The organism is Asticcacaulis benevestitus DSM 16100 = ATCC BAA-896, assembly GCF_000376105.1.
Lineage (GTDB): Bacteria > Pseudomonadota > Alphaproteobacteria > Caulobacterales > Caulobacteraceae > Asticcacaulis > Asticcacaulis benevestitus.
In genome coordinates, this window is record NZ_AQWM01000016.1 from 61,110 (window position 1) to 85,221 (window position 24,112).

22 protein-coding genes and 1 pseudogene are annotated in these 24,112 nt (G+C 53.4%); 20 read left to right on the forward strand and 3 right to left on the reverse strand.

Annotation, left to right across the window (positions count from 1 at the left end):
• Nucleotides 1-2 precede the first annotated feature (2 nt).
• From B060_RS0115060 to B060_RS0115085, 6 genes are all read left to right on the forward strand, one after another.
• Nucleotides 3-3,185: an efflux RND transporter permease subunit gene (locus tag B060_RS0115060; RefSeq protein WP_018082628.1), complete on the forward strand. Its 3,183-nt coding sequence runs from the start codon at nt 3-5 to the stop codon at nt 3,183-3,185.
• On the forward strand, nt 3,182-4,531 hold the full coding sequence (locus tag B060_RS0115065) for an efflux transporter outer membrane subunit (protein WP_018082629.1): 1,350 nt from the start codon (nt 3,182-3,184) through the stop codon (nt 4,529-4,531). Before B060_RS0115060 ends, B060_RS0115065 begins: the two co-directional genes overlap by 4 nt.
• A 27-nt stretch (nt 4,532-4,558) precedes the next feature.
• Nucleotides 4,559-5,020, forward strand: coding sequence for a carboxylesterase/lipase family protein (locus B060_RS0115070; protein WP_018082630.1), 462 nt, complete (start codon nt 4,559-4,561; stop codon nt 5,018-5,020).
• Between the two features lie 5 nt (nt 5,021-5,025).
• Nucleotides 5,026-5,385 carry a hypothetical protein gene (locus B060_RS0115075; RefSeq protein ID WP_023447320.1) on the forward strand — a complete coding sequence of 120 codons (360 nt, stop codon included), beginning with the start codon at nt 5,026-5,028 and terminating at the stop codon, nt 5,383-5,385.
• An 80-nt stretch (nt 5,386-5,465) separates the two neighbouring features.
• Entirely contained in the window at nt 5,466-5,687 is a 222-nt protein-coding gene (locus B060_RS0115080; protein ID WP_018082632.1) for an AbrB/MazE/SpoVT family DNA-binding domain-containing protein, read from the forward strand.
• A complete protein-coding gene (locus tag B060_RS0115085) occupies nt 5,688-6,149 on the forward strand; it encodes a hypothetical protein (RefSeq protein ID WP_018082633.1) in 462 nt (153 codons plus the stop codon).
• Between the two features lie 58 nt (nt 6,150-6,207).
• Here the strand turns inward: B060_RS0115085 and B060_RS0115090 are convergent, their stop codons facing one another.
• The 3 genes and pseudogenes from B060_RS0115090 to B060_RS0115100 all read right to left on the reverse strand — a co-directional run bounded on the left by B060_RS0115090 (nt 6,208) and on the right by B060_RS0115100 (nt 8,260).
• Nucleotides 6,208-6,876, reverse strand: coding sequence for a UPF0149 family protein (locus tag B060_RS0115090; RefSeq protein ID WP_018082634.1), 669 nt, complete (start codon nt 6,874-6,876; stop codon nt 6,208-6,210).
• Nucleotides 6,857-7,027 (reverse strand): annotated as a pseudogene (locus B060_RS26605) (transposase domain-containing protein); the annotation flags it as partial. The pseudogene B060_RS26605 and the gene B060_RS0115090, both read right to left, overlap by 20 nt.
• 54 nt (nt 7,028-7,081) lie before the next feature.
• Complete coding sequence (locus B060_RS0115100; protein ID WP_051081092.1) at nt 7,082-8,260, reverse strand: glycosyltransferase; 1,179 nt, start codon at nt 8,258-8,260, stop codon at nt 7,082-7,084.
• A gap of 700 nt (nt 8,261-8,960) precedes the next feature.
• On the opposite strand from B060_RS0115100, the gene B060_RS0115110 reads away from it, so the two are divergent.
• From B060_RS0115110 to tnpC, 14 genes are all read left to right on the forward strand, one after another.
• Nucleotides 8,961-9,257 (forward strand): hypothetical protein, encoded by a 297-nt coding sequence (locus tag B060_RS0115110; protein ID WP_018082638.1) that lies wholly within the window; start codon nt 8,961-8,963, stop codon nt 9,255-9,257.
• On the forward strand, nt 9,257-10,255 hold the full coding sequence (locus B060_RS0115115; protein ID WP_018082639.1) for an NAD-dependent epimerase/dehydratase family protein: 999 nt from the start codon (nt 9,257-9,259) through the stop codon (nt 10,253-10,255). The genes B060_RS0115110 and B060_RS0115115 overlap by 1 nt, the downstream gene beginning before the upstream one ends.
• Nucleotides 10,256-10,277: 22 nt before the next feature.
• Entirely contained in the window at nt 10,278-11,354 is a 1,077-nt protein-coding gene (locus B060_RS0115120) for a glycosyltransferase family 4 protein (RefSeq protein ID WP_035423259.1), read from the forward strand.
• A gap of 138 nt (nt 11,355-11,492) precedes the next feature.
• Entirely contained in the window at nt 11,493-12,677 is a 1,185-nt protein-coding gene (locus B060_RS24735; protein ID WP_018082641.1) for a glycosyltransferase, read from the forward strand.
• Entirely contained in the window at nt 12,674-13,612 is a 939-nt protein-coding gene (locus B060_RS0115130; protein WP_236621597.1) for a glycosyltransferase family 8 protein, read from the forward strand. The genes B060_RS24735 and B060_RS0115130 overlap by 4 nt, the downstream gene beginning before the upstream one ends.
• A gap of 348 nt (nt 13,613-13,960) precedes the next feature.
• Nucleotides 13,961-15,154, forward strand: coding sequence for a DUF418 domain-containing protein (locus B060_RS0115135; protein WP_157405649.1), 1,194 nt, complete (start codon nt 13,961-13,963; stop codon nt 15,152-15,154).
• 687 nt (nt 15,155-15,841) lie between these two features.
• Entirely contained in the window at nt 15,842-16,252 is a 411-nt protein-coding gene (locus B060_RS27255) for a hypothetical protein (protein ID WP_155847710.1), read from the forward strand.
• Nucleotides 16,253-16,338: 86 nt separating this feature from the next.
• On the forward strand, nt 16,339-18,114 hold the full coding sequence (locus B060_RS26610) for a heparinase II/III family protein (protein ID WP_157405650.1): 1,776 nt from the start codon (nt 16,339-16,341) through the stop codon (nt 18,112-18,114).
• 10 nt (nt 18,115-18,124) lie between these two features.
• Nucleotides 18,125-18,967, forward strand: coding sequence for an aldo/keto reductase (locus B060_RS0115145; RefSeq protein ID WP_018082646.1), 843 nt, complete (start codon nt 18,125-18,127; stop codon nt 18,965-18,967).
• 86 nt (nt 18,968-19,053) lie between these two features.
• Complete coding sequence (locus tag B060_RS0115150) at nt 19,054-20,286, forward strand: Gfo/Idh/MocA family protein (protein ID WP_018082647.1); 1,233 nt, start codon at nt 19,054-19,056, stop codon at nt 20,284-20,286.
• A gap of 262 nt (nt 20,287-20,548) precedes the next feature.
• Nucleotides 20,549-21,652 carry an acyltransferase family protein gene (locus B060_RS26615; RefSeq protein ID WP_081606876.1) on the forward strand — a complete coding sequence of 368 codons (1,104 nt, stop codon included), beginning with the start codon at nt 20,549-20,551 and terminating at the stop codon, nt 21,650-21,652.
• Nucleotides 21,653-21,957: 305 nt separating this feature from the next.
• Nucleotides 21,958-22,299: an IS66-like element accessory protein TnpA gene (tnpA, locus tag B060_RS0115155; RefSeq protein ID WP_018080774.1), complete on the forward strand. Its 342-nt coding sequence runs from the start codon at nt 21,958-21,960 to the stop codon at nt 22,297-22,299.
• Complete coding sequence (gene tnpB / locus B060_RS0115160; RefSeq protein WP_018080773.1) at nt 22,296-22,643, forward strand: IS66 family insertion sequence element accessory protein TnpB; 348 nt, start codon at nt 22,296-22,298, stop codon at nt 22,641-22,643. The genes tnpA and tnpB overlap by 4 nt, the downstream gene beginning before the upstream one ends.
• A gap of 71 nt (nt 22,644-22,714) precedes the next feature.
• A partial coding sequence (tnpC, locus tag B060_RS0115165) for an IS66 family transposase (protein ID WP_018080772.1) occupies nt 22,715-24,112 on the forward strand: 1,398 nt, incomplete at its 3' end.

The following is a 24,112-nucleotide window of genomic DNA, read 5'->3' on the forward strand; positions in this document are numbered from 1 at the left end:
TCATGCTGTCCCGCTTTTTTATCGTCCGGCCGATCTTTGCCTGGGTCATTGCCATCGTCATCATGCTTGCCGGCGCGTTGGCCATCTTCACCCTGCCGGTCGAGCAATACCCAAAGATCGCCCTGCCGCAGGTGACGGTTTCCGCCACCTACACAGGTGCCTCCGCCAAGGTGGTTGAGGACTCGGTGACACAGGTGATCGAACAGGGCATGACCGGGCTCGACGGCCTGAAATACATGACCTCGACCTCTTCAACGGGCTCAGGCTCGGTCACGCTAGTGTTCGAGGCCGGCACCGACCCCGACGTCGCTCAGGTTCAGGTCCAGAACCAGGCCAATTCGGTGCTGCGCCGCTTACCCACCGATGTGCAGACGCTGGGTTTGCGCGTCAACAAGGCCTCCGGCTCGACCCTGATGGCGATTTCGCTTTATACAGAAGACGAAAGCCTTACCAATGCCGACCTGGGCGACTGGATCGCCTCCAACCTGAATGACCCGATTTCGCGTATTGAAGGCGTGGGCGACACGCGTGTGTTCGGCTCGCAATATGCCATGCGCATCTGGCTCAATGCCGACAAGCTGGCCAGTTTCAGCCTGACGCCCGCAGATGTCCTGGCTTCCATCCGGGCCCAGAACACGCAGGTCTCAGCTGGTAATCTGGGCGCCGAGCCCGCCAAGCCGGATACGGCGCTGACCGCCACCATCACGGCGCAATCGCAGCTCCAGACAGCGGCGCAGTTTGAGAACATCATCGTCAAGAACAACACGGCTGGCACGCCGGTCTATCTGCGTGATGTCGCGCGCGTCGAGCTTGGGCCACAATCCTACGGCAATATCGCCCGCCTGAACGGCCATACGGCGTCGGGCATGCAGATCACCTTGGCCACTGGCGCCAATGCGCTGAAAACGGCAGACCTGGTCAAGAAGAAGATCGCTGAACTGGAACCTTCCTTCCCTGCCGGCGTCAAATACGCCATCCCCAACGACTCGACCGATTTCGTCAAGCTGGCGATCGAGGACGTGGTCAAGACCCTGATCGAAGCGATCGTTCTGGTCTTCCTGATCATGTTCCTGTTCCTGCAAAACTGGCGTGCCACGCTCATACCCGCCATTGCCGTGCCGGTGGTTCTCTTAGGCACCTTCGGCATCCTTGCCGTCTTTGGCTATTCGATCAACACCCTGACCATGTTCGGTCTGGTGCTGGCGATCGGTCTTCTGGTCGATGACGCCATCGTCGTGGTCGAAAACGTCGAGCGCGTCATGCACGAGGAGGGCTTAGGCCCGCTTGAAGCCACGCAGAAATCGATGGATGAGATCACAGGTGCGCTGATCGGCGTCGCCTCGGTCCTGGCCGCGATGTTCGTGCCGATGGCCTTTTTTGGCGGCACGCAGGGCATCATCTATCGCCAGTTCTCGGTCACCCTCGTCTCGGCCATGGCTTTGTCGGTTATCGTCGCCCTGGTCCTGACCCCGCCTCTTTGCGCCACCTTGCTGAAGGCGCCCAAAAAGGTTGAAGGCGCGGCGCCGCATGATGCGCACGCTCCCGAACAGGACGTCAAGGTCAAGGGCTTCCTGTCTGGTTTTAACCGCGGCTTCCAGGTCTTTTCCAACCGCTATCAGAAATCGGTCAAGGGTATTATCCGCAAGCCCGGCCTGTTCATGGTGGTCTATGCCGGCATCATCGCGGCCGTGGTGGGTCTGGCCATGACCCTGCCAACCTCGTTCCTGCCCGATGAAGATCAAGGCGCCCTGATGACGCAGGTCCAGTTGCCGGTCGGCTCCAAGACCGACAAGACCATAGCTGTGCTAAAGCAGGTTCAGGACGTCTATCAGAAAGACAAGGCCGTCAAATATGTCTTTACCATCGCCGGTTTCGGCGGCTCCGGCTCGGGTGAAAACCAGGGCATGTCATTCGTGCGCCTGAAAGATTTCAAGGAGCGTCACGACGACGGTATGAAGGTATTTGCGCTCGTCGAACGCGTCAACAAGCAGTTTTCGCAGATCCACAGCGCGCGCGTCTTCCCGATGATCCCGCCGGCGGTGCGTGAACTCGGCAATTCGTCGGGCTTCGACCTCCAGCTTAAGGATGTGGGCGGCGTCGGTCACGACACCCTTGCGGCGGCCAGTGACCAGCTTATCGGTATGGCGGCGAAAGATCCGCTTCTGAGCAATGTCCGCGCCAACATTCAGGACGATACGCCGCAACTGAAGCTCGATATCGACAATGCCCGCGCCGGCGCCATGGGCGTTTCGGTGGCGGACGTCAATTCCCTGCTCGGCACCGCGCTTGGCGGCACCTATGTCAACGACTTCATCGATCGCGGCCGCATCAAGCGCGTCTATGTGCAGGGCGATAGCGAATTCCGCAGCCAGCCAGAGGACATCAACCGCTGGTATCTGCGTAATTCTGCCGGTGAGATGGTGCCCTTCTCGACCTTTGGCGCCTCAAGATGGACCTTCGGTGCCCCTCAGCTTCAGCGTTATAATGGTGCGGGCTCGATGGAGATCCAGGGTACTGCCGCCGCGGGCCAGTCAAACGGCAAAGCCATGGACAAGATGGAAGAACTGGCCAAACAACTGCCGGCGGGCGTTGGCTTTGAATGGACCGGCATTTCGCTGCAGGAAAAGGAATCCGGCGCCCAGGCCCCTGCCCTCTATGCCCTGTCGATCCTCGTGGTATTCCTTTTGCTGGCCGCGCTTTATGAAAGCTGGTCAATCCCGTTCGCTGTCATCCTCGTGGTGCCGCTGGGCGTCTTCGGCGCCCTCTTGGCCACCTGGTTCCGCGGTCTTGATAACGACATCTATTTCCAGGTCGGCCTGCTCGCCACCATGGGCTTGTCGGCCAAGAATGCCATCCTGATTGTCGAGTTTGCCAAGCTGCTGCACGAAGAGGGCCGTACACTGCTCGACGCCACGCTGGAAGCGGTGCGTATCCGGCTGCGTCCAATCATCATGACGTCGCTAGCCTTCACCTTCGGTATCCTGCCGCTGGCTCTGGCCAATTCCGCCGGTTCAGCCTCGCAGCACGCCATCGGGACAGGGCTGATCGGCGGTGTTCTGTCGGCCACCTTCCTGGCCATCTTCTTCGTGCCACTGTTCTTCGTACTGGTACAGAAGCTGTTTCGTATGGATAATCTGCCACAGGATATTGCCGCCAGACAGGCCGCTAAAGAGGCAAAACAATGAAGCGCCTTGCTTTGATCGCCCTGGCCTCATCGGCCCTGTCCGCCTGCACCCTGGCGCCGAAATACGTCCAGCCGGCCTCGCCGGTGGTCGCCAACTGGCCTGTCGAGGCGACTACGACGTCAGATGCGCAGCTTAAGTGGCGTGACCTCCTGACCGATACGCGCCTGCAATCGACGATATCGCTGGCGCTGGAGCAAAACCGCGACCTGCGTATAGCGGCACTCAACATCGACAAGGCGCGCGCTACCTATGGCATCACCCGTTCGTCCTTGTTGCCGGACATCAGTGCGACCTTAAGCCAAAGCCGCAACGAGACCAATGAACGCTACAGCGCCAATCTGGGGCTGGCCAGCTATGAGGTCGATCTGTTTGGTCGCGTCCGTTCGCTGAAGGACGCAGCGTTGGAAAGCTTCTTCGCCGAGCGTGAGAACCGCAACGCCGTCCAGATCAGCCTGATTGCCTCGGTTGCGACAAGCTGGCTTAACCTGGCCTCTGATCAGGACGCCCTTGACCTCGCCCGCCAGACCTACGCGGCGCGACAGGACACGCTGACGATCGCGCAAGGCCGCGCCCGTATCGGCGTGCTCAGTGATCTGGATCTCGCCCAGGCCGAGGTGTTGGCGCAAACAGCCCGCGCGGACGTCGCCCGACTGCAAACCGTGGTCGATCAGGATAAGTCCGCCCTCACCCTTTTGGTTGGCGCGCCCCTCTCCCCTGATCTGCTTCCGGATGGCCTGAAGGATAATCTGGTCGCGGCTTCCCTGCCCGTTGGCCTGCCGTCAGATGTCCTGCTTAATCGTCCCGACGTACTGACCGCCGAACACGATCTCAAATCGGCCAACGCCAATATCGGTGCCGCCCGTGCCGCCTTCTTCCCGCGCATCAGCCTGACCGGCTCGACCGGCTCGTCCAGTTCCGATCTCGACGGCCTGTTCAAATCGGGCAACGGCACCTGGAGCTTCGTGCCATCGATTTCGGTGCCGATCTTCGCAGGCGGCGCCAACCGCGCCGGATTGCAAAGCGCCACAGCGAGCCGCGACATCGCCACAGCCGCCTACGAGAAAGCCATCCAGTCGGCCTTCTCAGAGGTGAGCAACGCTTTGGCTGTGCGCGCGCGCATTGATGAGCGCCTGAGCGCCCAGGCCGCTGCCACCACCGCCGCCCAGCGCAGCCTGACCCTGTCGCAGGCACGCTATGACAGTGGTGTCGACAGCTACCTGACCCTGCTTGATGCCCAGCGCACACTTTACACGGCGCAACAGAGCCTGATCAGTCTGCAGGCCCTGCGCGCTACCAATCTGGTCGCGCTCTATAAGGCTGTGGGAGACGATCAGAGTTTGCAATAGCCGGCCGGTCGCGCTTAGACTGGCGCTATGAACCGCAAGCTCGTCCTCATCGCTACATTCTGCCTTGCCGCCTGTTCAGACGAAAGAGAGCCTGAGCGGGTACTGGTCCAGACGCAATCGGGACCGTTGGCGGGCGTGGTGGATCAGGACGTCTTCGCCTTCAGGGGCATTCCCTATACGGTCGCGCCCTGGACGAAAAACCGGGATGGCAAGGCGTTTGGTCCAGTTTGCGGCACGACGACCGACTGCCTGACGCTGAATGTCTGGGCACCACCGGGCAAGACCAAGGCTCAGGTCGTGGTCTCGGATCGCGGCAATGCGTCAGATATTGAAAAGGTAGCGGCCGGCCATGTAAAACGCGGTCATGTCTTCGTCTCGATCAATGCGCGTGCCCTGTCGCGCGACGCGGACAAACAATCGGCCCGAAACTGGATTTCCGCCAATATCGCCGAATTCGGCGGCGACCCTCGCCACATGACGGATGAATAGACCCTATGTTCAAAGCCCTCCCCCTCGTCGCTCTTTTGTTCGCGGTCTCGCCTGCGCACGCCGCCACGCTCACTGCACTTGAGCAGACGCATTGCCGGGCCGTGGGGCAAACGCTCATGCGTCTCGGCAAGGCGGAAGCGGAGGTCGCCGCGCTTCTGAAAGACAAGCTGGGTGCGAACGCCTCGGACAAGGATAAAAAGACGGTGGCAGACTATCAGGTGCTGGCGGAGTCAACCCTGGCCCTGGGCAAGTCGCTGGAGGACACGTTCACGCAAGCCACGCCCCCGTCCGTGGACGACCTGAGAGCCCTGGAAGGCGCTGGTATGGACAGCCTGACCGACGCGGCGCAAGCCTGTACGCGATAACCGTACTTACAGGCGTACGTACACTGAATTTTGACGTTTAACCCCTAGGCTCTTCGAAAATCCGATATCGAGGCGGGGCCATGGAACTGAAAATCACCAAGATCGGCAATTCACTGGGTGTTATCCTTCCCAAGGAGTTGCTCACACGCCTTCGGCTCGACAAGGGCGATCCCCTGTTCATCACCGAGACGCCGAACGGCTATCGCATCGCCCCCTACGATCCTGTCTTCGCCGAACAGATGGAGCAGGCCCGCGAGCTGATGAAGACGCGCCGCAATGTCCTCCACGAACTGAGCAAATAGATGCCGTTTATCCTGATCCGCGACGGGGTGATTGAAGCCTTGCAGGCCGAGATGGCTACCCAGCATGCCTGTAGCCCTAGCGGTGACATGGGTACTGAACGGGGGTTGCGTGAGCGAAGCTTGATGAAGTTGATGCACGCCCGGGTGAAGGCGCTCAATGAAAGCAAGGCCACCGATCTGGCCAGCCTCGCGGCCTGTTATGGCTACGCCTTGGCGCATGATCAGTTGTTCTTCGACGCCAACCTGCCGACGGCGCTGACGACGATCGAGCTTCTACTGTCGCTCAATGGCTACGCGTTAAGCGCCGACGACACGACCTGTTTTCTTGGCCTTTTGGTTGTGGCCAATGGCGAGTTGAGCGCGGAAAACTTCGCCAGTTGGATCAGAAAGCATATTGTGCCACGGCCCCTCTCTTTGCCAGAGCGACGTGAGGGACGGATCAACGAAAGGCAGGCCTTGTAGCTTTCGGTGGTGCGAACCGCCTTCATTGTGAGCGTCGCGTGAGCTGATGTTTGTCGATTTAGTTGAGCCCGCAGCACTTTTTATACTTTTTTCCTGATCCGCATGGACAGGGTTCATTGCGCTCCGTTTTCAGTCCAGGCTTCGCCTTTGGTTCCGCAAAAGGGCTTTGCTGGGACCGCAGTCTTTCCTGATATAGGACGAGAACGCATGAAGGGATAAGGTCAAGCGCCTCGTTTTTGAGAAGCTCATAGTTAGGATGGTCGATGTCTTCGCCGCTTTCGGATATGTTTCCGAGGGTCACGAGCATGGAGAAGGCGTTGACGACCACCTCATCCTCATGACGCATGTAGACGTCCCATGCTGCCGGTCTTAGGGCCACGGCATCCAAGAAGCCGCTCGCCCAGTTTTGCCAAAAAGTAGCCTCATCGTCGCCTTCGATACCATCGAATATGGGTATGTGGTACTCGGCATTCAGATCGGTAATGATCTGGTTGTAATGTTCCATGACCAGGCGAAGCGTTTCCTGAAGCGCTTTTGGATTTTCGAAGACGGGATCGTCCTCGTCATCTTCCCTGTCCCATACGCACGGCCACCATTCGCTCGGCATGATGAATTCGGGACAGACAATCAATCCGGCCAGGAGACCATCCAGTTCCGAGAGTAATAGCCCTTCATATTGACGCAATTTTGCGTCCAGGCGGCGTAGCTTAAGCGGCAGTTTCGACATGGTGGCCCCAGTTCCACGGTAGGCGTTCTTCAAGCCTCTCCTTAAGATAATCCCGGATGACGGTCAGGAGGTGCGTGAAATAGGTTTCCGGATTATGGTCGCGCATCTTGGCCGTCTCGACAATCGTGAGCACATTAGCAATACGCTGTCCATCCAAATGAGCCTGACAAAAGTCTCGCTCCTACTCCGCAAACCCTAAGCCTTGTTAGATCACGCGCGCAAGCTGTCCATCAGACGCCGCAAGTTTTGGGGAGACCGGGGCAGTGATCTTGCGTTCCCTGCCCGCACCACCGCGACCACGATGAGCCGTAAGGAGCTGGTCCAGATGGCTCTTCAGACGAGATACGAATTTAGAGCGTTCGAACTCCATGGCAAAACGACGAAGCGCCTCAGGATCGAAGGTTCCGTGTTCGAGCTCCATGCGTTCAACCGCTGCGATCAGATGCTCAACCGTCTGCTCTTCGAACAAGATGCCGGTCCGTCCTTCCAACACCGTCTCAAGGGCACCGCCCTTGGCAAAGGCGATGACCGGACGACCACTGGCGAGGCTTTCCAACGGGATGATGCCGAAATCCTCTAGGCCCGGGTAGACCAGGGCTCTTGCCCGGGCGAAGTAGCGCGCTAAGCTCGCATCGTCGACGACACCTGTGAACTGGACCGTGGGTCCGGCAATCTTTTTCAAGGCAGATGAAGCCCCTCCGCCCACAACAATAAGACGTTTGCCGAGACGTGTGAACGCCTCCACAGCCAGTTCGATCTTCTTGTAAGGCGTTATCTGCCCTGCACAGAGATAGAAATCCTCTACCTCGTCGGAAATGGCGTATCGATTCACAGCCACGGGGGGATTGATGACGGTCGATTGGCGGCGGTAGTAGCGCTCTATCCGCTTCGCCACGTAGCTGGAGTTGGCAATAAAATGGTCAACCCGCATGGAGGTGGTGACGTCCCAGGCCCGAAGCCAAGGCGCTGTCAGCGACATGAGGAAGCGGCCAATGAACCCAGCGCTTGCACGGTATTGAGGATAAAGGTCCCAAATATAGCGCATGGGAGAATGGCAATAACACACATGCAGGGCATCGGGCGGCGGGATAATGCCTTTGGCAGGACCGGATTCTGATGAAATTACCAGGTCGTATCCGGAGAGATCGAACGATTCCAGCGCTAGCGGCATCAGCGGCAGCATTTTCTGGTAGTTCTTGAGTCCGCCAATGTGTTGCAAGAATGAAGTGGTGATTTTGTGGCTTAGAATGGTCTTGGACAGGCTGGACTTGTCCGCCACCAAGGTGAAGATGTCCGCTTCCGGGTAAAGCTCACAGAGCGCCTCAAGCACTTTCTCGCCGCCGCGCATTCCCACAAGCCAGTAATGAACTAGCGCAACTCTCATAATGGCTTTCCCAAATACATCAAAAACGGCCTCGGAGCGCTGCCTTGCAATTACCCCGCCACAGATCTATTCGCACACAAATATAAATAATTGCCTATATTTTATAAGAGATACTTTGCACTGCACTATTTGTCCAGGCCTTGCCGTATAAGGCAAGCGTTTCGAAACGCGACACTTTCTTTGGCACCGCACCTAAAACACCTAATGAATCGTACAAAATTATGGCAAGATAAAGAAAAAACGTCCCTCACGGACGATATCATTCAGTATCGCATCCATGTTACGCACACCTATCCGGATCGCGCAGATGAAGCCATAGATTTGTGATAAATTTCTCACGAGACGGTAGTTTTTCCCATAAACTATAGAAATCTTATAACAATTCTGGTTAAAGTTCGTGGTCCAACACGGACACGCAGGTGCGGAGGTTAGGGCTTTACCTTTCTACACCGCCCCCCCCTTTGTAAGGCTATTTCAGCACTGTTTGATGCTAATCAAAGATTAAAAAGACCAAACGATGTGGCATCAGCGATCGCAAAAAATTCGCCTGTTACGTTAATTCGACGCCTAAACTATCGAAATCTTAAAACAATTAGGTTTAAATGTCTGTGTCAGGCATTTTTAGCCAAGCGTCTGGCTTGAGAATTCTGGCCCAGTATTTGCAACCTTCCCTAGTCTAAATCCATTTCAGGACTCGTTGATGCTACCCAATAACTACAAAGACAAAAAAAATTGCATTATTGGTATGGGCCATGTCGGCCTCACATTGACCGTTGCTATGGCGGATGCTGGCCTTCAAATCCACGGCGTTGAGACGAACCAGTACATTCTGGACTGTCTGGACAAGAAGAGGGCTCATTTTTCAGAAGTGGGTCTGAATGAGCGCCTGGAGCGTCAAATCCACCATCAGCATGACATGCTGATGGCCTCCGAACTTCCGTCAGGCGTGCGCTATGCAGCACTTGGCGCCTATAATGTTACACGCGAGATGATTTAATGCCCCGTATTCTGATCACCGGCGCAGCCGGCTTCCTTGGTTTTCACCTGGCACGGCTGTTGGCTGGCGACGTGAAGAACCACATTATCGCCGTCGACAATTTTGTGCGGGGCGAACATGACGAGGCGTTGCGTAACCTGGTCAGTCAGCCGAACGTAGATCTGATCGAGGCGGACCTGTCCGATCCGGTCCAGGTGGCGAAACTGCCGACGGATGTGGATTACGTCTATCACCTCGCCGCCATGAACGGCACGCAGAACTTCTACGAACGTCCCATGGACGTTATCAAGTATTGCACCTTGCCCACGCTTTACCTGGCCGAGCACTACGGGCGTGGTTCGAAGTTACAGCGTTTCGTCTATGCCGGGACCAGCGAAAGCTACGCGTCCACGGTGACACGCTTTAACTGGCCCGTGCCGACGGCTGAGGACGTGCCTTTGTGTGTCGACGATGTGACCAATCCACGCTGGTCTTACGCCATGGGCAAAATGCATGGTGAGGTCGTCGTCGCCCAGGCCGGTCGCAGCTTTGAAATGCCGTACAGCATCATTCGCTACCACAACGCCTATGGTCCGCGCATGGGTGATCGACATGTTGTCCCCGACTTCTACATCCGCGCCAAGGAAGGTGTGTTTGAACTCTTCGGCCACGAAGACACACGCGCCTTCCTCTATGTGGATGACGCCGTACGTGGCACAAGATTAATCGCCGAAACGCCTGCGTGCGAAGGTCAGATCGTCAATTTGGGCGGTGGTCGCGAAATCACCATGCTTGATCTCGCCAAGGAGATGATGGCGGCGCGCGGCATGGAAGGGGAGATCAAGCTGCATCCGTCTCCCGTAGGCAGCGTCAAGCGCCGTCTGCCTGACCTCACGCGTCTTAAAGCTCTGACAGGCTTCGAAGAAACGATTTCGCTGTCCGAAGGTTTGAAGTTGACCGCGGCCTTTTACCTCGACGGCACCTTGGTTGATTTCCAGACCTCACGCGATGCGTCCTGACTCATTGAGGCTTAAACAGAATATGCACCGTATTGTCTTCAACGGAAAATTTCAGGGGCAGAAGGCCACTGGGGTTCAGCGCGTCGCCCACGCCCTAATAAGTGGCGTGATCGCGCGCAAGCGATCTGGAGACCCTCTTCTGGCTGGTCTGGACTTGGCGATGGCGAGCCCTAAGGGTGTGACAAGCCATCTCGACCTGGAAAATCTGGTGGGCAAGCATCTTAAGGGGATTCCTTGGGAGCAGTTTGAATTACCCGCGATGGCCGGTAAGGGTTTGTTGGTTAACCTAGGGAATGTCGGTCCGGTCAGTCGCACGGGCGACGTCTTGATGATTCATGACGCTCAGATTTTCATAACGCCTGAGTCCTATTCCAAAGCGTTCCGCGTTTGGTACAAAACCATTCTTCCCATCCTCGCGCACAAGGCATCCCGGATTCTCACCGTCTCGGAATACGCACGCTCCTGTCTTGCGGAAGCAGGCATTGCGCCACTTGAGCGGATCGAAGTGTTGCATAATGGTGTCGATCACATAAAAAACGTGACATCGGACCCCCTTATACTGTCGACGCTCGGCCTGATTAATCGACCTTATTTGGTCGGCATGTCCAGCGTCCAGCACCATAAGGACGTCCGAACCATCATTCGCGCGGCAGATATCATGAAGAACCGTGATGTACCTCTGGTGCTGATCGGGAGCGCGACTGAGGCGGACTTCAAAGCCGCCGGGATAGATCTGGGATCCAATATAATTCTGGCGGGACGTTTACGTGACGAGGAAATGCGTGCCGTCATTGAAGGGGCCAGAGCTTTTGCGTTTCCTTCGTTGACGGAAGGCTTTGGTCTGCCGCCTCTCGAAGCGATGCTTTTGGGGACGCCGGCGATCGTCGCGCCCAAGGGCGCGCTGCCTGAACTCTGCGGTGACGATGCGATGAGTGCGGAGGCCAGTAATCCTGAAGCTTGGGCCGCGGCTATTGATAAACTTGTTGAAGATAACGACCTACGCGCGCACTATTCAATCGCAGGTCAACATAGGGCTGCGAATTACAGTTGGAGTGCAGCAAGTGAGCATCTGGCAAGGATCTTGCACGATGCAGCGTAAGTACCTATCCCGTCGCGTAAAGTCTTCAGGTCTGTTGGTCTGAAAATCTACCCCACAGCCCCCTAAAATGGGGATTTCCATACGACGTTACATCGTCAGCACGAATAGACGTCAAAATGCGTCAACGAAGAGGTCTTTATGAAAGTCGCTTTTGTACATGAATGGTTCACGCACTTCGCCGGATCGGAAAAAGTGCTCGAGGCGATGCATAAGGAATATCCCGATGCGGATATTTTTGCTCTGGTTGACGTCATTCCTGAGAATGAGCGTCCCGAATTCTTGAAGCGACCAATCAAGACGACCTTCCTGCAGAAAATTCCGGGTATCCGGAAGTTTTACCGCAGCCTTCTGCCGATTTTTCCGTTTGCGATCGAGCAACTGAACATGTCGGGCTATGATGTCATCATCAGCAACAGTCACGCGGTTGCAAAGGGCGTTATTACGGGCCCCAACCAGTTGCATATCTGCATGTGCTACACGCCTATGCGTTACGCCTGGGATCTTCAGGATCAGTATCTTGAGAATTCTAAATTCGGTGTGTTCCGTAACTGGATGGCGCGCTGGTTCCTGCACAAGATCCGCATCTGGGACACCCGAACCGCCAATGGCGTCGACCATTTCGTAGCTGTATCGAAGTATATCTCCCGGCGCATACGCAAGGTTTACCGTCGCGACTCGACGGTCATCCACTGCAACGTCGAGACCGACAATTTCCCCATCGGCGCGCCTGCGCAGGATTTCTTCCTCGCTGCGTCACGCATCGTGCCTTACAAGAAGATGTCGCTTATTGTTGAGGCCTTCAACAAGATGCCAGACAAGAAGCTGGTGGTGATCGGTGCAGGCCCCGGCCTTGCCCACCTTCAGTCCATCGCGGGTCCGAACGTTCAGATTATGGGCTATCAGCCAGACGCCGTGCTTGTAGAAAAAATGCAAACCGCGCGTGCTTTCGTGTTTGCTGCCGAGGAAGATTTTGGCATCGTGCCCGTTGAAGCTCAGGCCTGTGGCACACCCGTCATTGCCTACTCGATCGGTGGTGCTGCCGAGACCGTCGTGGACGGCGTTACAGGCGTGCACTTTCACCAGCAGACGGTGCCTGCCATCATTGCGGCAACCGAACGTTTCGAAACGATACGCCACAACTTTGATCGCAACATAATCCGTGAACACGCGTTGCGTTTCTCGACCGAACGCTTCCGCCGCGAATTCAGGACGCTCGTCGAGGCCAAGTGGCGTATTCACCAGGATGAGATTTCCGTCCCGACCCCTGAGAAAAAGCTCGTGAATGACGATGTCGTTTATATGAGAACGGGCATCTCCGCGTGACCGTGTCTTCTAAAAACATGCCCAATTGCGTCTGCTATGTGATTGACGACAATTACCTGTTCCCGACGCTACTGAGTGCCTATCAAGCCAGACTGTTCACGCCCCTCGATACGGGGGACGTGGTCATTGTTTGCATCGCCGAGGCCTCTGCGGCGATTGATCTGGCCACGTCGGTCGCCAGTCGCATGGGTATTAAACTTCTGCGTTTTGGCACCGATGCAATTGAGCATATGCATCCGATGTTCGGACGGCTCTTCATCAACAGTCTGTTGCCAGAGCATTATCAACGGATTGCCTATGTCGATGGCGACACGCAAATCGCTGGTTCCTTGCGTCCTTTGTTGGACGTGTTCATCCCTGAGGGCCATTTCCTCGCGGTTCGCGATCCCGCCTCCCTGTTTGCGCGCATCTCCCCGGACTGGGAAGCGCGCACGAAAGCGGATCGTGTGCAGGCGGGCCTGAGCGGTGACTACAACAATTATTTGAACACGGGCGTTTTGGTCTTTGACCGGACGAGCTGGACAAACCTGTCGGCAGCGACCTTACAGGCGATCCGCGCCAAGGGCGACGCCTTCAAGTTTGGTGACCAGGACCCCATGAACCTGGCCGTGGGCGACAAGTGCCTTTACATCCCCAATAGATGGAACTTTCCCGGCTTTCTGATCGGTACAGAGGCCGAGAGAGCTGTACGTCCTATCATATACCACTTCATGTCTAACCCGCGGCCCTGGCTGCATTCAGGTTTGCCGTGGGGCCGGAAATGGCAGGAGCCTTATAAGGTCATGCTAAAGACCTATCCTGAGCTCGCTCCGCTAGCGCCAAAGGCCTCATGGGGGGACAAACTGAAGTATCACGTTCAGCAACTCATCAAGTGCGCAACGGAATATCACAAGGTTTCAACCTTAAGGGAATCTGATGCGATCCTGCAGCCTTAGATTAACACGCCGACCGTAACGCCTTATTGGGTATATTCCCAAAAGGACAGAGTAACATTTGCAACCTCCTAGTTTGCTAGATTGCCACGCTATTGTGGCACTGGCATAGCGATTACCTAGAGTCTTGTAAGTCTTAAGCGTAAGTATTTGATCGACCTGTGAATGGGCGCTTCGTTTCCTGGGGAAGACGAGAGGGCTCTACATCTAAACTAACACCGGCAAAGCGAGAAGCGCTCTGCCTTTGTCTCAATAGGATTTTGCATGCTATCGCCTGAGCCGACCCCCAAAGCTCCCGCGCGCCACACGATCGTAGATTTCTACCGCGGCTTTGCCGTGTTTGGAATCTTGATGGTCCATGTTACAGACCGTTTTGGTCTCACGGCAGGCCCGGGACTGCTCGACACGCTTCATCGCCTCATCCATATCCTGTTCGCCGGCAAGTCCTTCGCTATCCTGGCGTTGTGTTTTGGCCTGAGCTATCATTTCCTCTCAGAAAAATCTCGCCGGACCGGCGAGTCCCTGGTGTGGACGGGTGTATGGCGTTACGGCCTTCTGTTTATCATCGGCATGCTAAACTCGCTCATTTTTGGTGGCGATGTCCTTCAGGTCCTGGCTGTTCTCGGCATGGCCTTGGTGTTTGCCGCGAATGTAAAAGACAATCGCTGGATCCTCGGCGTTTCGGCTGTTTTCTGTCTGCAGTTGCCTCTGTTGGCCTCGGCGCCGGTTGCGGCGATCTGGCCCGACTTTGCGGCGAAATATCTGCAAACCAATGGCTCAGCCATCATCGGAATCCAGAACCATCTGCAACAGGTTTACGAAAGTGGCACTTGGCCACAGGTGCTTTGGACGAACCTCACCGAAGGCAATGCCAACAAATGGTGGTACATGATTTCGAGTGGACGCCTGTACCGCTCGTTCGGCTTGTTTCTGCTGGGTATCTATCTGGGGCGTGTCAACTTCTGTGCGGATCCCATGTCCCATATCCGCAAACATGTCCGTCTGTTTATAGTCCTTGCTGTCTGCCTTCCGGTCATCGCCCTCTCAAAATATCTCTTACGCGACTCCGCCATCAATCCGCATGAGATCACGCCGGTAGTTGGCATCATCAAGGCGCTGTCGGCCGGCTATTTCAACATGATTGCTGTGACCTTTACGGTCATAGCGTTGACATGGGTCTATACGCGCATACAGCGATCCTACATCATAGGTCTGGAAGAAGTCGGGCGTATGACCCTGACTGTCTACATCATGCAATCGGCCGTCTTCGTCCCGATCCTCTATGGCTGCGGTCTGGGGCTCTATAAAACCCTGAACACCGAAGTCCTGGCCGTCGCAGGTCTTGGCCTCTTCGCTTTCCAACTATGGTTCGCTCACTTGTGGCATAAGCGGTTCAGCTATGGCCCCATGGAATGGGTCTGGCGCTGGGGAATCAATCAAAATCCGTTTCTTAAAAAAAAAGCGCCCCACGAACAACTGGGTATAAATAGCGGCCATCCTCCTGATAAGATGGTCAGTTCAAGAACTACCGCGCGTCGCCATTAAGCTGGCTCGGCGACAATTCCAACCCGCTCACATCATTGCGTCGTCGATCTGGAGAAGCGGCCACAAAGCCGCAGTGCGGCAAAGCACACATCAATGCAAAAAATACAACTGTAATGCATCATCCGTGATATCCGCTGTAAGACTGCCCAGGACGCAGATTTGACACCGCCCGTTACAGAAGCCGTCTAATCTGCTCGCTGCACGCCCGGAAGCAGAATGCAGCGTCAAATGCAAAGCTCACAAGCATAGTATTCTTTGATGATGATTTCTTATCTGACTGCAATTTTCTAAACGAAACCGAAGCGCTTTATGATGCACATTCTGAAGTTGAAATTTCAACCTCTTATGTTATGGCCGACAACATAAATAGCCGTGGCATCACGTTCGAGTTGGCACCCACGATAATCGGGAACTGCCTAAGGCGCCCATGGAGATACTTGCAGCAGCCCTCAATGCGTGCAGATGTAACATGATCATGCTAATTGCGGCTACACGCCAAAACAAGGTACCTTTTGATGAGGCGCCCCCACTCTATGGCCGGTGGGAAGATGTCAACTTTTCAAGACATCTAATTCCAATTGGCAAAACCATAAGATCCAATCGTGTGACGGTATCAATATTGAATCGAAGTCAAGACACGCCCCTAACCAAAAGCTTGACTTTAGCCAAGTCGCCGACTTTGTTTACATGATTCAAAAGGGTGGTGTTTCGCTTGGCATCGGCACTGTGCGCTTTGCGCAAAATGTGTTTTCAGGTATGCTGAAACAATTTAGTCAGGAACCGTGGGCCGACCGTCGGGGTCGGCTTCAGGGCAATCTGAAAGCACTTGGAGATTGCCTGAATCTCCCCGCCGCCCCCGACTTGAGCTATGATCCTGAGCGAACATCTGCGATTTTTCTGCGCCTACCATGCCCAGAATTTATTTCCCCTATTTTTAACCCTGTCGCGCAAGAATCTGGCAAAATATACATCAACGTAACTTCAACAAATTTGAAAAGAAAACGGCTTACGTTGAGACCTGCGCTTCGCAATAAAAAATATAAACGCCCAACTAATAAAACACTGAATGGGATCCGACTTAAGTATGGACCGCACTAAGTAGGGCATCCATTTAATATATGAATATATACAAGTGTAGCAAGAATACAATGTATATTATTCTCTGTACTAAGAAAGAATGTAAGATGTATAGAAAATATAAAATATTGATGTTGGCCGTCAGTCGAATTTCCCCTCGTATGGCAATCTATATGCTGCGTCGCACGTTGCGCAACCGCTTGGCTGTAATATTACCTAATATTTACCGTAATCGCATTCAAAACATTGAAAATAACCTACCGAAGTTAAAGAGTCCGATTAACTTGCGTAGTAGTTTAATTAATATTGGTGAATTTTATCATAGCGAATACGTCAATATTCTCCCCAAGGTCAAAGACGGTATCCTTACTTTTTTGGGCAGGGAAATTGATTTTGGCTCACCCAGTACCATCGAATGGGACATTAACCTTCCAGACGAAGGAGACCACCAACTTTGGAATACGAAACTCGCACATATGGGCTTTGTGGCCGCCATGATACTTGAGGGGAAGCCAGATTATCAGGATACCATAAAAACAATAGTAAGTAGCGCCCATAGCCAAACAAGCATGACTAGTCCGGGTGCATTTCGTTCGTTTTGGTTTCCTTACGCGGCCTCTCATCGAATTCTGTCAATTTGCTCTGCTTATTTAATAGCGACAAACAGGGGCTTAATCAGGCCTGATGTTTCTAAGGTTGTTGAAGAATTCATACGGCTTAATGTAGCATTTTTAATTGACAACATAGAACACGAACTCTGCAATAACCATGTCGAACGAAATCTAGCAGCAATAAGCCTATACTTTACTTACGTTGATAAAGTACCAGCTAAATTTGCCTGTAAAATAGAACGCTACATTTCCCACATCGTTATGAAAACAATATTATCTGATGGTGTACAGATTGAGCGCTCACCAATGTATCAGGGACTAAGTATGGCATCACTTGATGTCATCAAGGATGCTACGTTTCTAACTGCAAAAACTCGTCACCATTTAAGAGATACACACAGCTCTGTAAGTAAGGCTTTTTCTTATCTTTGCCATCCTGATGGAGGCGTAGCGATGTTTAATGACGCGTGGGATGGGGAAGTGCCTCACTACAAGGGCGGCGCTCCTTCAGGTAGACGCATTGTCCTTGAGCAGGGAGGCTATGCACGCCTTTATGCCGGTGGCGATTTCTGCCTACTTGATGCCGGCCCCCTCGGGCCAAGTTGGAATCCCGGTCACGGGCATTCTGACTTTCTGTCAATTGAAATCTCAATTGACAATGAACGCCTTGTTGTAGATCCAGGCACGTCTCGCTATAATTCAGGTCCAGAGCGTGCTCGAGAGCGTAGCGCGGCGGCACACAACGGCCCCACTTGGAAGGGGTACGAACCTGTTGATTTTTTAGGATGCTTCAAGGTAGGTAGAACCGCCCAAGCTGAACTCATTTCCACAAATAACCTTGATGACAGCGTAATCGCGGGCAAGTTTCGAGATCGACCTGGCATTGTAGCCCGAGGGGTTCAAATCTTCGATGGACAAGGCTTTTTAGTCGGAGACTATTGGAAAGGAGAAGGAAATTGCGAAGTCAATTGGCTGCTGCCCGAATCATGGCTACTTGAACCCTGTCCTGGCGGTTTTCAACTAAAGCATCTACAAAAATCAATACACGCGAACATTTCTTTTATTTCCGGCGTCACATCATACAATGTGACTAAAGATGAGCACGCTCTATATTACGGAAGGCGATCTCCCGCAAACAGAATAACTGTATCCGCTGAAAAATACGCTGGATACTGCCATACTTTGACTTGGTTTGGTCGCGGAGAGCCTTCGAAAGTTGTTCTTGATGCCGGAAAAGAATTATTATTTAACCTTCGAAGCGCCCTTAACTAAGGAGAAATAGATGAACTGCAAGAGAGCGTTTGGCGCATCCGAATTATTGGTTTCCCCAATTGGGTTAGGGTGCAGCCGCCTTGGATCTGTTCTAGGTGCGCGCCATGAGAAATCAGAAGAGCTCATAAAAGTAGCTTTAGATAATGGGATAAATTTTTTCGATACTTCTAATATTTATGCTCAAGGTGAGAGTGAGCGAATTTTAGGTAAGGTGACAAAGGGTGTGCCGGATGTTGTGATTTGCACTAAGGTGGGAAAATACCTTCCGTTAGCTAAGCAGCTTATTGTCCCTTTCAAGCCCATCATTTCATTTCTTGCGAGTAAAAATAAAGCCGTAAGAGGCGGCGTGCGACAAGCACGTTCGAATGGGTTACCTTCAGATTGGAATCCAGCGAAGATTAGAAAATCAGTTGAAAGCAGCCTTAGGCGCTTGCAGAGAGATCACGTGCATGTATTAATGCTTCATAGCCCGCCTCATGAGTTTCTTCAGAGGGGGGACGCTATTGGTGCTTTAGCTTCCCTGAAAGCTGAGGGTAAGATTGGAGTTATTGGCGTTTCAGTTGATGACCCGGTCGCGGCTCAGGTAGCACTGGATGACAACCGAGTTGAAGCGCTACAAATCCCCCTGCATCCTAGTTCAAATGAATATGATGAGATTATTGAGACCGCGTACAGTCGCGGCGTCGCCATAGTCGCCCGCGAGGTTCTGGGGGGGCCAAATGTTATTGGCAAAAAGATACTTCTTGGTGACGCGGTGGCGGCGCGAATGGATGAGGCGTCAACGCGTCGTGGGGTAACCCTAGCACTACTCGGCACCACGAATGTCGATCACCTTAAAGAAATAATAATTTAAATTTTTGAGAGAAATGTTGCCTTTTTACTGTTTCTATACAGGCGCTTTTTTCAAGTTTCCACGCTAAAAAATTGAAAGCTCAGTGAATGAACATCGCAATTGTAGGCTGCGGCTTTGTATTCGACATATATATGCGTACCATTCAAGCTCATCCGGAAATTAATATTAAGGGTGTGTTTGATATAAATGAAAATCGATCAAAGCGCGTCGGCGAATATTACGGATTCAATGTATATAGCAGCTACGAGGCAATACTTGTTGATCCGGGCGTAGACACCGTAATCAACCTAACCTGGATTAGCGCGCATTTCGAAGTCAGCAAAAAGGCCCTGGAAGCTGGTAAAAACGTCTACTCCGAAAAGCCGATAACCAAAAGCGTCGAGCAATCAGCAATTTTATTTGATATTGCCAAACAGAATGGTGTGCGGCTCTATGCGGCGCCATGCAACATTTTCAGTGACATGGTGCGCACTATATTCAAATCTGTCCAAGATGGAGCGATTGGAAAGCCACTACTTGTATATGCTGAGCTTGATGACAGCCCCATTCACCTTATGAATTTTGACAAAGTGACAAGCCCAACAGGAGCGCCTTGGCCATTAGAGGAAGAACTCAAGGAGGGGTGTACTTACGAACATTTGGGCTATCATCTAGTGTGGATTTGCGGTTTACTTGGCCCGGCAACATCGGTTACAGCCTTTTCCAGCGAACTTATTGCCGACAAAACAAAAGGGATGCCTGGAATGGTGGGTACGCCAGACTATTCAGTTGCGTGCCTTAACTTCGCAAGTGGAGCTGTCGCAAGAATAACTTGTAGCTTTGTTGCACCTCGAGATCACCGCCTGCGTGTGATAGGGCGTGACGGTGAGGTCGTCGGCGATAGTTACCGTCAGTACCAGTCACCAGTTTACCTAGAACGTTACACAAGCACCAGCCTTAATGCTAGAAAATTCAAAACTTTGCGCAGTCATCCTTTATTAGGACGCCTATTTGGTATTGGGGGGCGCAGGATCAAACTGGTAAAAAACTGGAAGTCGATTGCGGTTGAGAAAGACCAGCAGATCAAGTCTTCCCTTGTTAGGAAATTGATTGAATGGGTGCGCAGGCGAGAAGTATATTCACAAGACAAATTTGTAGGAATCGCTGAAATGGCGGAGGAACTAAGATTAGGAAGAGAACAATATTTGTCGCCGCATTTCTTAATGCATATCAATGAATTGACAATGCTTGTACAGGCGGCCGGCCCAAATGGAGTGGCTACAAAACCCGTTACAACTTTTGTACCGCTTGGCCCAATTCCCGGGACAATCACTAATTGATGTTTACGTATTATGTCGTCGGTTCGGCGCCTTGCCGCACTCATCACCCTTTGATCCAGCGCAAGCGCTGCGCAACCGTGCCCTGCTCACTGAATTGATGCGCAACGTGTCGAATCTATCTCCGCTAGACAAAGACGGTTGGCGACACTGCAGAGCCGCCCCCCCCCAATAAAACCAATGGGGGGTTCGAAAATAACTCGACAAAAGGTTAAGAAAGGCTGAGAAAGACAAATATGGCGATATTAGCGAGGGTCAAGATCATATGTCCATAAGTGGAGACGCACCCATAAAATATTCCAATAATTCCATAGATCTAATCAGAATTATTGCAGCAACTCAGGTTGTCCTATTTCACTTTCTTAGCCATATGCCCGGGCTGTCAAATATAGAACTAATAAAAAATATTTTGTCTTTTTTTCCTGGGGTGCCGGTATTCTTTTTTATCAGCGGCTTTTTGATAACTGGTTCTTGGCAAAGAGATCCAAATATTTGCAGATATATGATATCACGTGTAACACGAATATTTCCCGCCTTATACCTTGCAATTATATTTTCGTTATCGATTATATTATTTACGTATAATGAACCAGCTAGAAATCACATTTTGACACTTTTTATTTGGTTGGCAGCACAGCTGTGCTTGCTTACAAGCTGGAATCCAGATTTCCTACGAAGCTACGGAATAGGGGTGGTCAACGCCTCGCTATGGACAATTCCAGTTGAGTTTATATTCTATGGCGCAGCCATACTGATTAGCCTACTTGGTGCACGACTTAGAGCCATTAATACCGTGTTGGTTAGTGTACTAATACTGTCTCTTTCCATAAGTATTCTAATTCACTGCGTGCCAACCGACAAAATTCCTCACGGACAGTCAATATATAAGCTCCTTACTGTTTCCCCGGCGTCTTTTGTAACATGGATTTGGATGTTTATTGTAGGTGCATTGTCTTGCGTATGGTTCGATAAAATAATAAAACTCCTTCGCGATAATATAATTGGATCAGTATTTGCATTTTTATCGATCACTGCGATATCTTACTTCATCAGAATACCCGGCCTCCTAAATCCCTACGGTAATGACGTTGGCTTTCTCAATATGATATCTATGGCCGCTCTAGTTTTGTCGGTCGCATATCGATTTCCAAATGTTGGACGTAAATTATTTAAAGGAAACGATTTCTCATACGGTCTTTACCTTTTTCACATGCCATTGTTAAATCTTGTCATAATGCTGGGCTTGGCAGGTTGGATGGGATTTATAGTTGCTTTGGCTGGCAGTGTCGCTATGGCCGTGATATCTTGGTTTTTAGTAGAACAACCAATGTTGCGCTTGGGAAAATCGTGGAAGTCCCGAATCGTCTGATCAGCTGGACGGCTCTTCTGTAACGTACGGTGTCAATGATGGTAGGCCCTGATCCGTTCGGCGGCTACATGCTTCTGTCCGCAGTCGCCTCAAAGGGGGAGCTTGATAGGGTTAGAAAGTGGTTCGATCGGCCAATCACCCGAAAGATAGGCTTGAAGAGCTGTTGTCGTGGAACATGCTGGCTGCAGAGTAACCCTACGCCGAGGACCGCCTTGTTTTGATTGGGCTTGATCTGACAGAGTGCAGCTAAGCGCGCTCTTAGGAGCGGTCTGAAGAGCACTCCGAGCGGTTAAATGACACGAACAATGATACTGACGGGGCCTGAGCGGCGCCGATCCTGGCCCGACGGGTTGCGGGCAGAGATCCTAGCCGAGGCGTTTCGGCCCGGGGCTGTCGTGTCAGAGGTTGCCCGCCGATATGATGTTTCAACGAGCCGCATCTACACTTGGCGCAAGGAGCTGATGGAGGCGCCAGGCTCTGTCGGCTTCGTTGAAGCCATCGTGACGTCATCGTCACCTGTCAGCGAGGAGGTTCCCGCAAGTACGGATGCTGACATCTCGGTGGATATGCCCTGCGGAGCGCGCGTGCGCATTTCTTCCGGTGCGTCCGCCGAACTAGTGGCGGCGGCGTTGAGGGCCCTTCGATGATACCGATCCGTTCCGACGTCCGCGTATGGCTGGCTACCGGGCACACCGATATGCGCTGTGGCTTCAATCGCCTGGCGCTCATGGTCCAGGAAGTCCTCAAGCAGGATCCGTTTCGCGGACACCTGTTTGTCTTCCGCGGCCGGGCCAGTGACCGGATCAAGATCATCTGGCACGACGGCGTCGGCGCGTGTCTGTTTTATAAGCGTTTGGAACGCGGCAAGTTCATCTGGCCCGCCGTTCGGGACGGGTCGGTGAGCATCTCGGCCGGTCAGCTCGGCTATCTGCTGGAAGGCATTGATTGGCGCAATCCGCAGATTACCTGGCGGCCTGAGACGGCGGGCTAAAGGTCTCGAGAAACGGCTCTCCATCTGCAAAAAAGCCTATACAGAATAAGGGTTTTATGATTCCATGCGGTATGGAAACCGCGTCGGATCATGCCCCAGAATCCATTGCCGCACTTCAGGCGCAGCTGGCGGACGCGCGGGCGGCATTGGACGTCAAGAACGCCGAACTGGCCGTGGCCAAGGCTCAAAACGCTGACGATCTGGCGACCATTACGCACCAGAATCTGGTCATCTTCAAACTGCAGAACGAACTGCGCGGCTGGCGTTCCGAGCGCCAGTCCCGGCTCCTCGACCAGAAAGAGTTCGAGTTCGAAGAGATCGAAGCCACCGCTACCGAGGACGAATTGATCTCCCAGGCCCTGGCCGCCAAGACGACAAACGTTGCCGGCTTCGAGCGCAAGAAGCCGGTCAAGAAGCCATTCCCCGACCATCTGCCGCGCGAGCGTGTTCTGGTACCGTCGCCTGTGGTTTGCGGCTGCTGCGGTGGGGATCGCCTGCGTAAGCTTGGCGAGGATATCACCGAGAGCCTCGATGTCATTCCCCGTCAGTTCCGCGTCCTGCAATACGTGCGCGAGAAGTTCAGCTGTCGGGACTGCGAGAAGATCAGCCAGGCGCCGGCGCCGTTCCACGCCATTCCGCGCGCCTGGGCCAGCCCCAGCCTGCTGGCCATGATCCTCGTCGAGAAGTTTGGTCAGCATAAGCCACTCAATCGGCAGCTCGACCAGTACCGGAACGAAGGCGTTGATATCTCGATCTCAACGGCCGCCGACGCTGTTGGTGCATGCTGCGCGACCCTAAAGCCATTGATCAGTGCGCTTGAGCGCCATGTCTTTGCAGCTGAGCGACTTCACGGCGACGATACGACTATCCCTGTTCAAGCCAGAGGACACACGATCACAGGCCGGATATGGGGCTATGTGCGGGACGATAAACCGTTCGGAGGGACGTCTCCACCCGCAGCGATGTTTTATTACTCAAGGGACCGAACAGAAGAGCATCCCCTTCTGCACTTGAAGACCTGGACCGGATTATTCCAGGCCGACGCTTATGCCGGTTACAATAAGCTCTATCTGCCGGCGAGGCAGCCCGGCCCGATCTATGAAGCTGCCTGTTGGGTCCACGCCCGCCGACCATTCTTTGCTGTTGCCGATTACGAAGCCGCCGCGCGCCGCAAAGCCGAGGGCAAGAAGCCTGTCGTCATCTCTCCCATCGGCTTGGAGATGGTCAAGCGCATCGATGCTCTGTTCGAGATCGAGCGCGGCATCAATGGGAAGCCACCAGAGGAGCGCAAAGCGGTCCGCCAAGAGCTGAGCAAACCGCTGATAGACGATCTCAAACCTTATATGGAAGCCCAACTCGCCAAGCTATCGAAGGGGAGTGACCTGGCCAAGGCGCTGAACTACATGCTCAAGCGCTGGGCATCGTTCACGCGCTTCCTCGATGACGGCCGTGTGTGCCTGTCGAACAAT

What these genes read in the sequence shown, in the direction of transcription:
- B060_RS0115060 (WP_018082628.1), top strand. Translation starts at nt 3, where the DNA reads ATGCTGTCCCGCTTTTTTATCGTCCGGCCGATCTTTGCCTGGGTCATT.
- B060_RS0115065 (WP_018082629.1), top strand. Translation starts at nt 3,182, where the DNA reads ATGAAGCGCCTTGCTTTGATCGCCCTGGCCTCATCGGCCCTGTCCGCC.
- B060_RS0115070 (WP_018082630.1), top strand. Translation starts at nt 4,559, where the DNA reads ATGAACCGCAAGCTCGTCCTCATCGCTACATTCTGCCTTGCCGCCTGT.
- B060_RS0115075 (WP_023447320.1), top strand. Translation starts at nt 5,026, where the DNA reads ATGTTCAAAGCCCTCCCCCTCGTCGCTCTTTTGTTCGCGGTCTCGCCT.
- B060_RS0115080 (WP_018082632.1), top strand. Translation starts at nt 5,466, where the DNA reads ATGGAACTGAAAATCACCAAGATCGGCAATTCACTGGGTGTTATCCTT.
- B060_RS0115085 (WP_018082633.1), top strand. Translation starts at nt 5,688, where the DNA reads ATGCCGTTTATCCTGATCCGCGACGGGGTGATTGAAGCCTTGCAGGCC.
- B060_RS0115090 (WP_018082634.1), bottom strand. Translation starts at nt 6,876, where the DNA reads ATGTCGAAACTGCCGCTTAAGCTACGCCGCCTGGACGCAAAATTGCGT.
- B060_RS0115100 (WP_051081092.1), bottom strand. Translation starts at nt 8,260, where the DNA reads ATGAGAGTTGCGCTAGTTCATTACTGGCTTGTGGGAATGCGCGGCGGC.
- B060_RS0115110 (WP_018082638.1), top strand. Translation starts at nt 8,961, where the DNA reads ATGCTACCCAATAACTACAAAGACAAAAAAAATTGCATTATTGGTATG.
- B060_RS0115115 (WP_018082639.1), top strand. Translation starts at nt 9,257, where the DNA reads ATGCCCCGTATTCTGATCACCGGCGCAGCCGGCTTCCTTGGTTTTCAC.
- B060_RS0115120 (WP_035423259.1), top strand. Translation starts at nt 10,278, where the DNA reads ATGCACCGTATTGTCTTCAACGGAAAATTTCAGGGGCAGAAGGCCACT.
- B060_RS24735 (WP_018082641.1), top strand. Translation starts at nt 11,493, where the DNA reads ATGAAAGTCGCTTTTGTACATGAATGGTTCACGCACTTCGCCGGATCG.
- B060_RS0115135 (WP_157405649.1), top strand. Translation starts at nt 13,961, where the DNA reads ATGGTCCATGTTACAGACCGTTTTGGTCTCACGGCAGGCCCGGGACTG.
- B060_RS27255 (WP_155847710.1), top strand. Translation starts at nt 15,842, where the DNA reads ATGATTCAAAAGGGTGGTGTTTCGCTTGGCATCGGCACTGTGCGCTTT.
- B060_RS26610 (WP_157405650.1), top strand. Translation starts at nt 16,339, where the DNA reads ATGTATAGAAAATATAAAATATTGATGTTGGCCGTCAGTCGAATTTCC.
- B060_RS0115145 (WP_018082646.1), top strand. Translation starts at nt 18,125, where the DNA reads ATGAACTGCAAGAGAGCGTTTGGCGCATCCGAATTATTGGTTTCCCCA.
- B060_RS0115150 (WP_018082647.1), top strand. Translation starts at nt 19,054, where the DNA reads ATGAACATCGCAATTGTAGGCTGCGGCTTTGTATTCGACATATATATG.
- B060_RS26615 (WP_081606876.1), top strand. Translation starts at nt 20,549, where the DNA reads ATGTCCATAAGTGGAGACGCACCCATAAAATATTCCAATAATTCCATA.
- tnpA (WP_018080774.1), top strand. Translation starts at nt 21,958, where the DNA reads ATGATACTGACGGGGCCTGAGCGGCGCCGATCCTGGCCCGACGGGTTG.
- tnpB (WP_018080773.1), top strand. Translation starts at nt 22,296, where the DNA reads ATGATACCGATCCGTTCCGACGTCCGCGTATGGCTGGCTACCGGGCAC.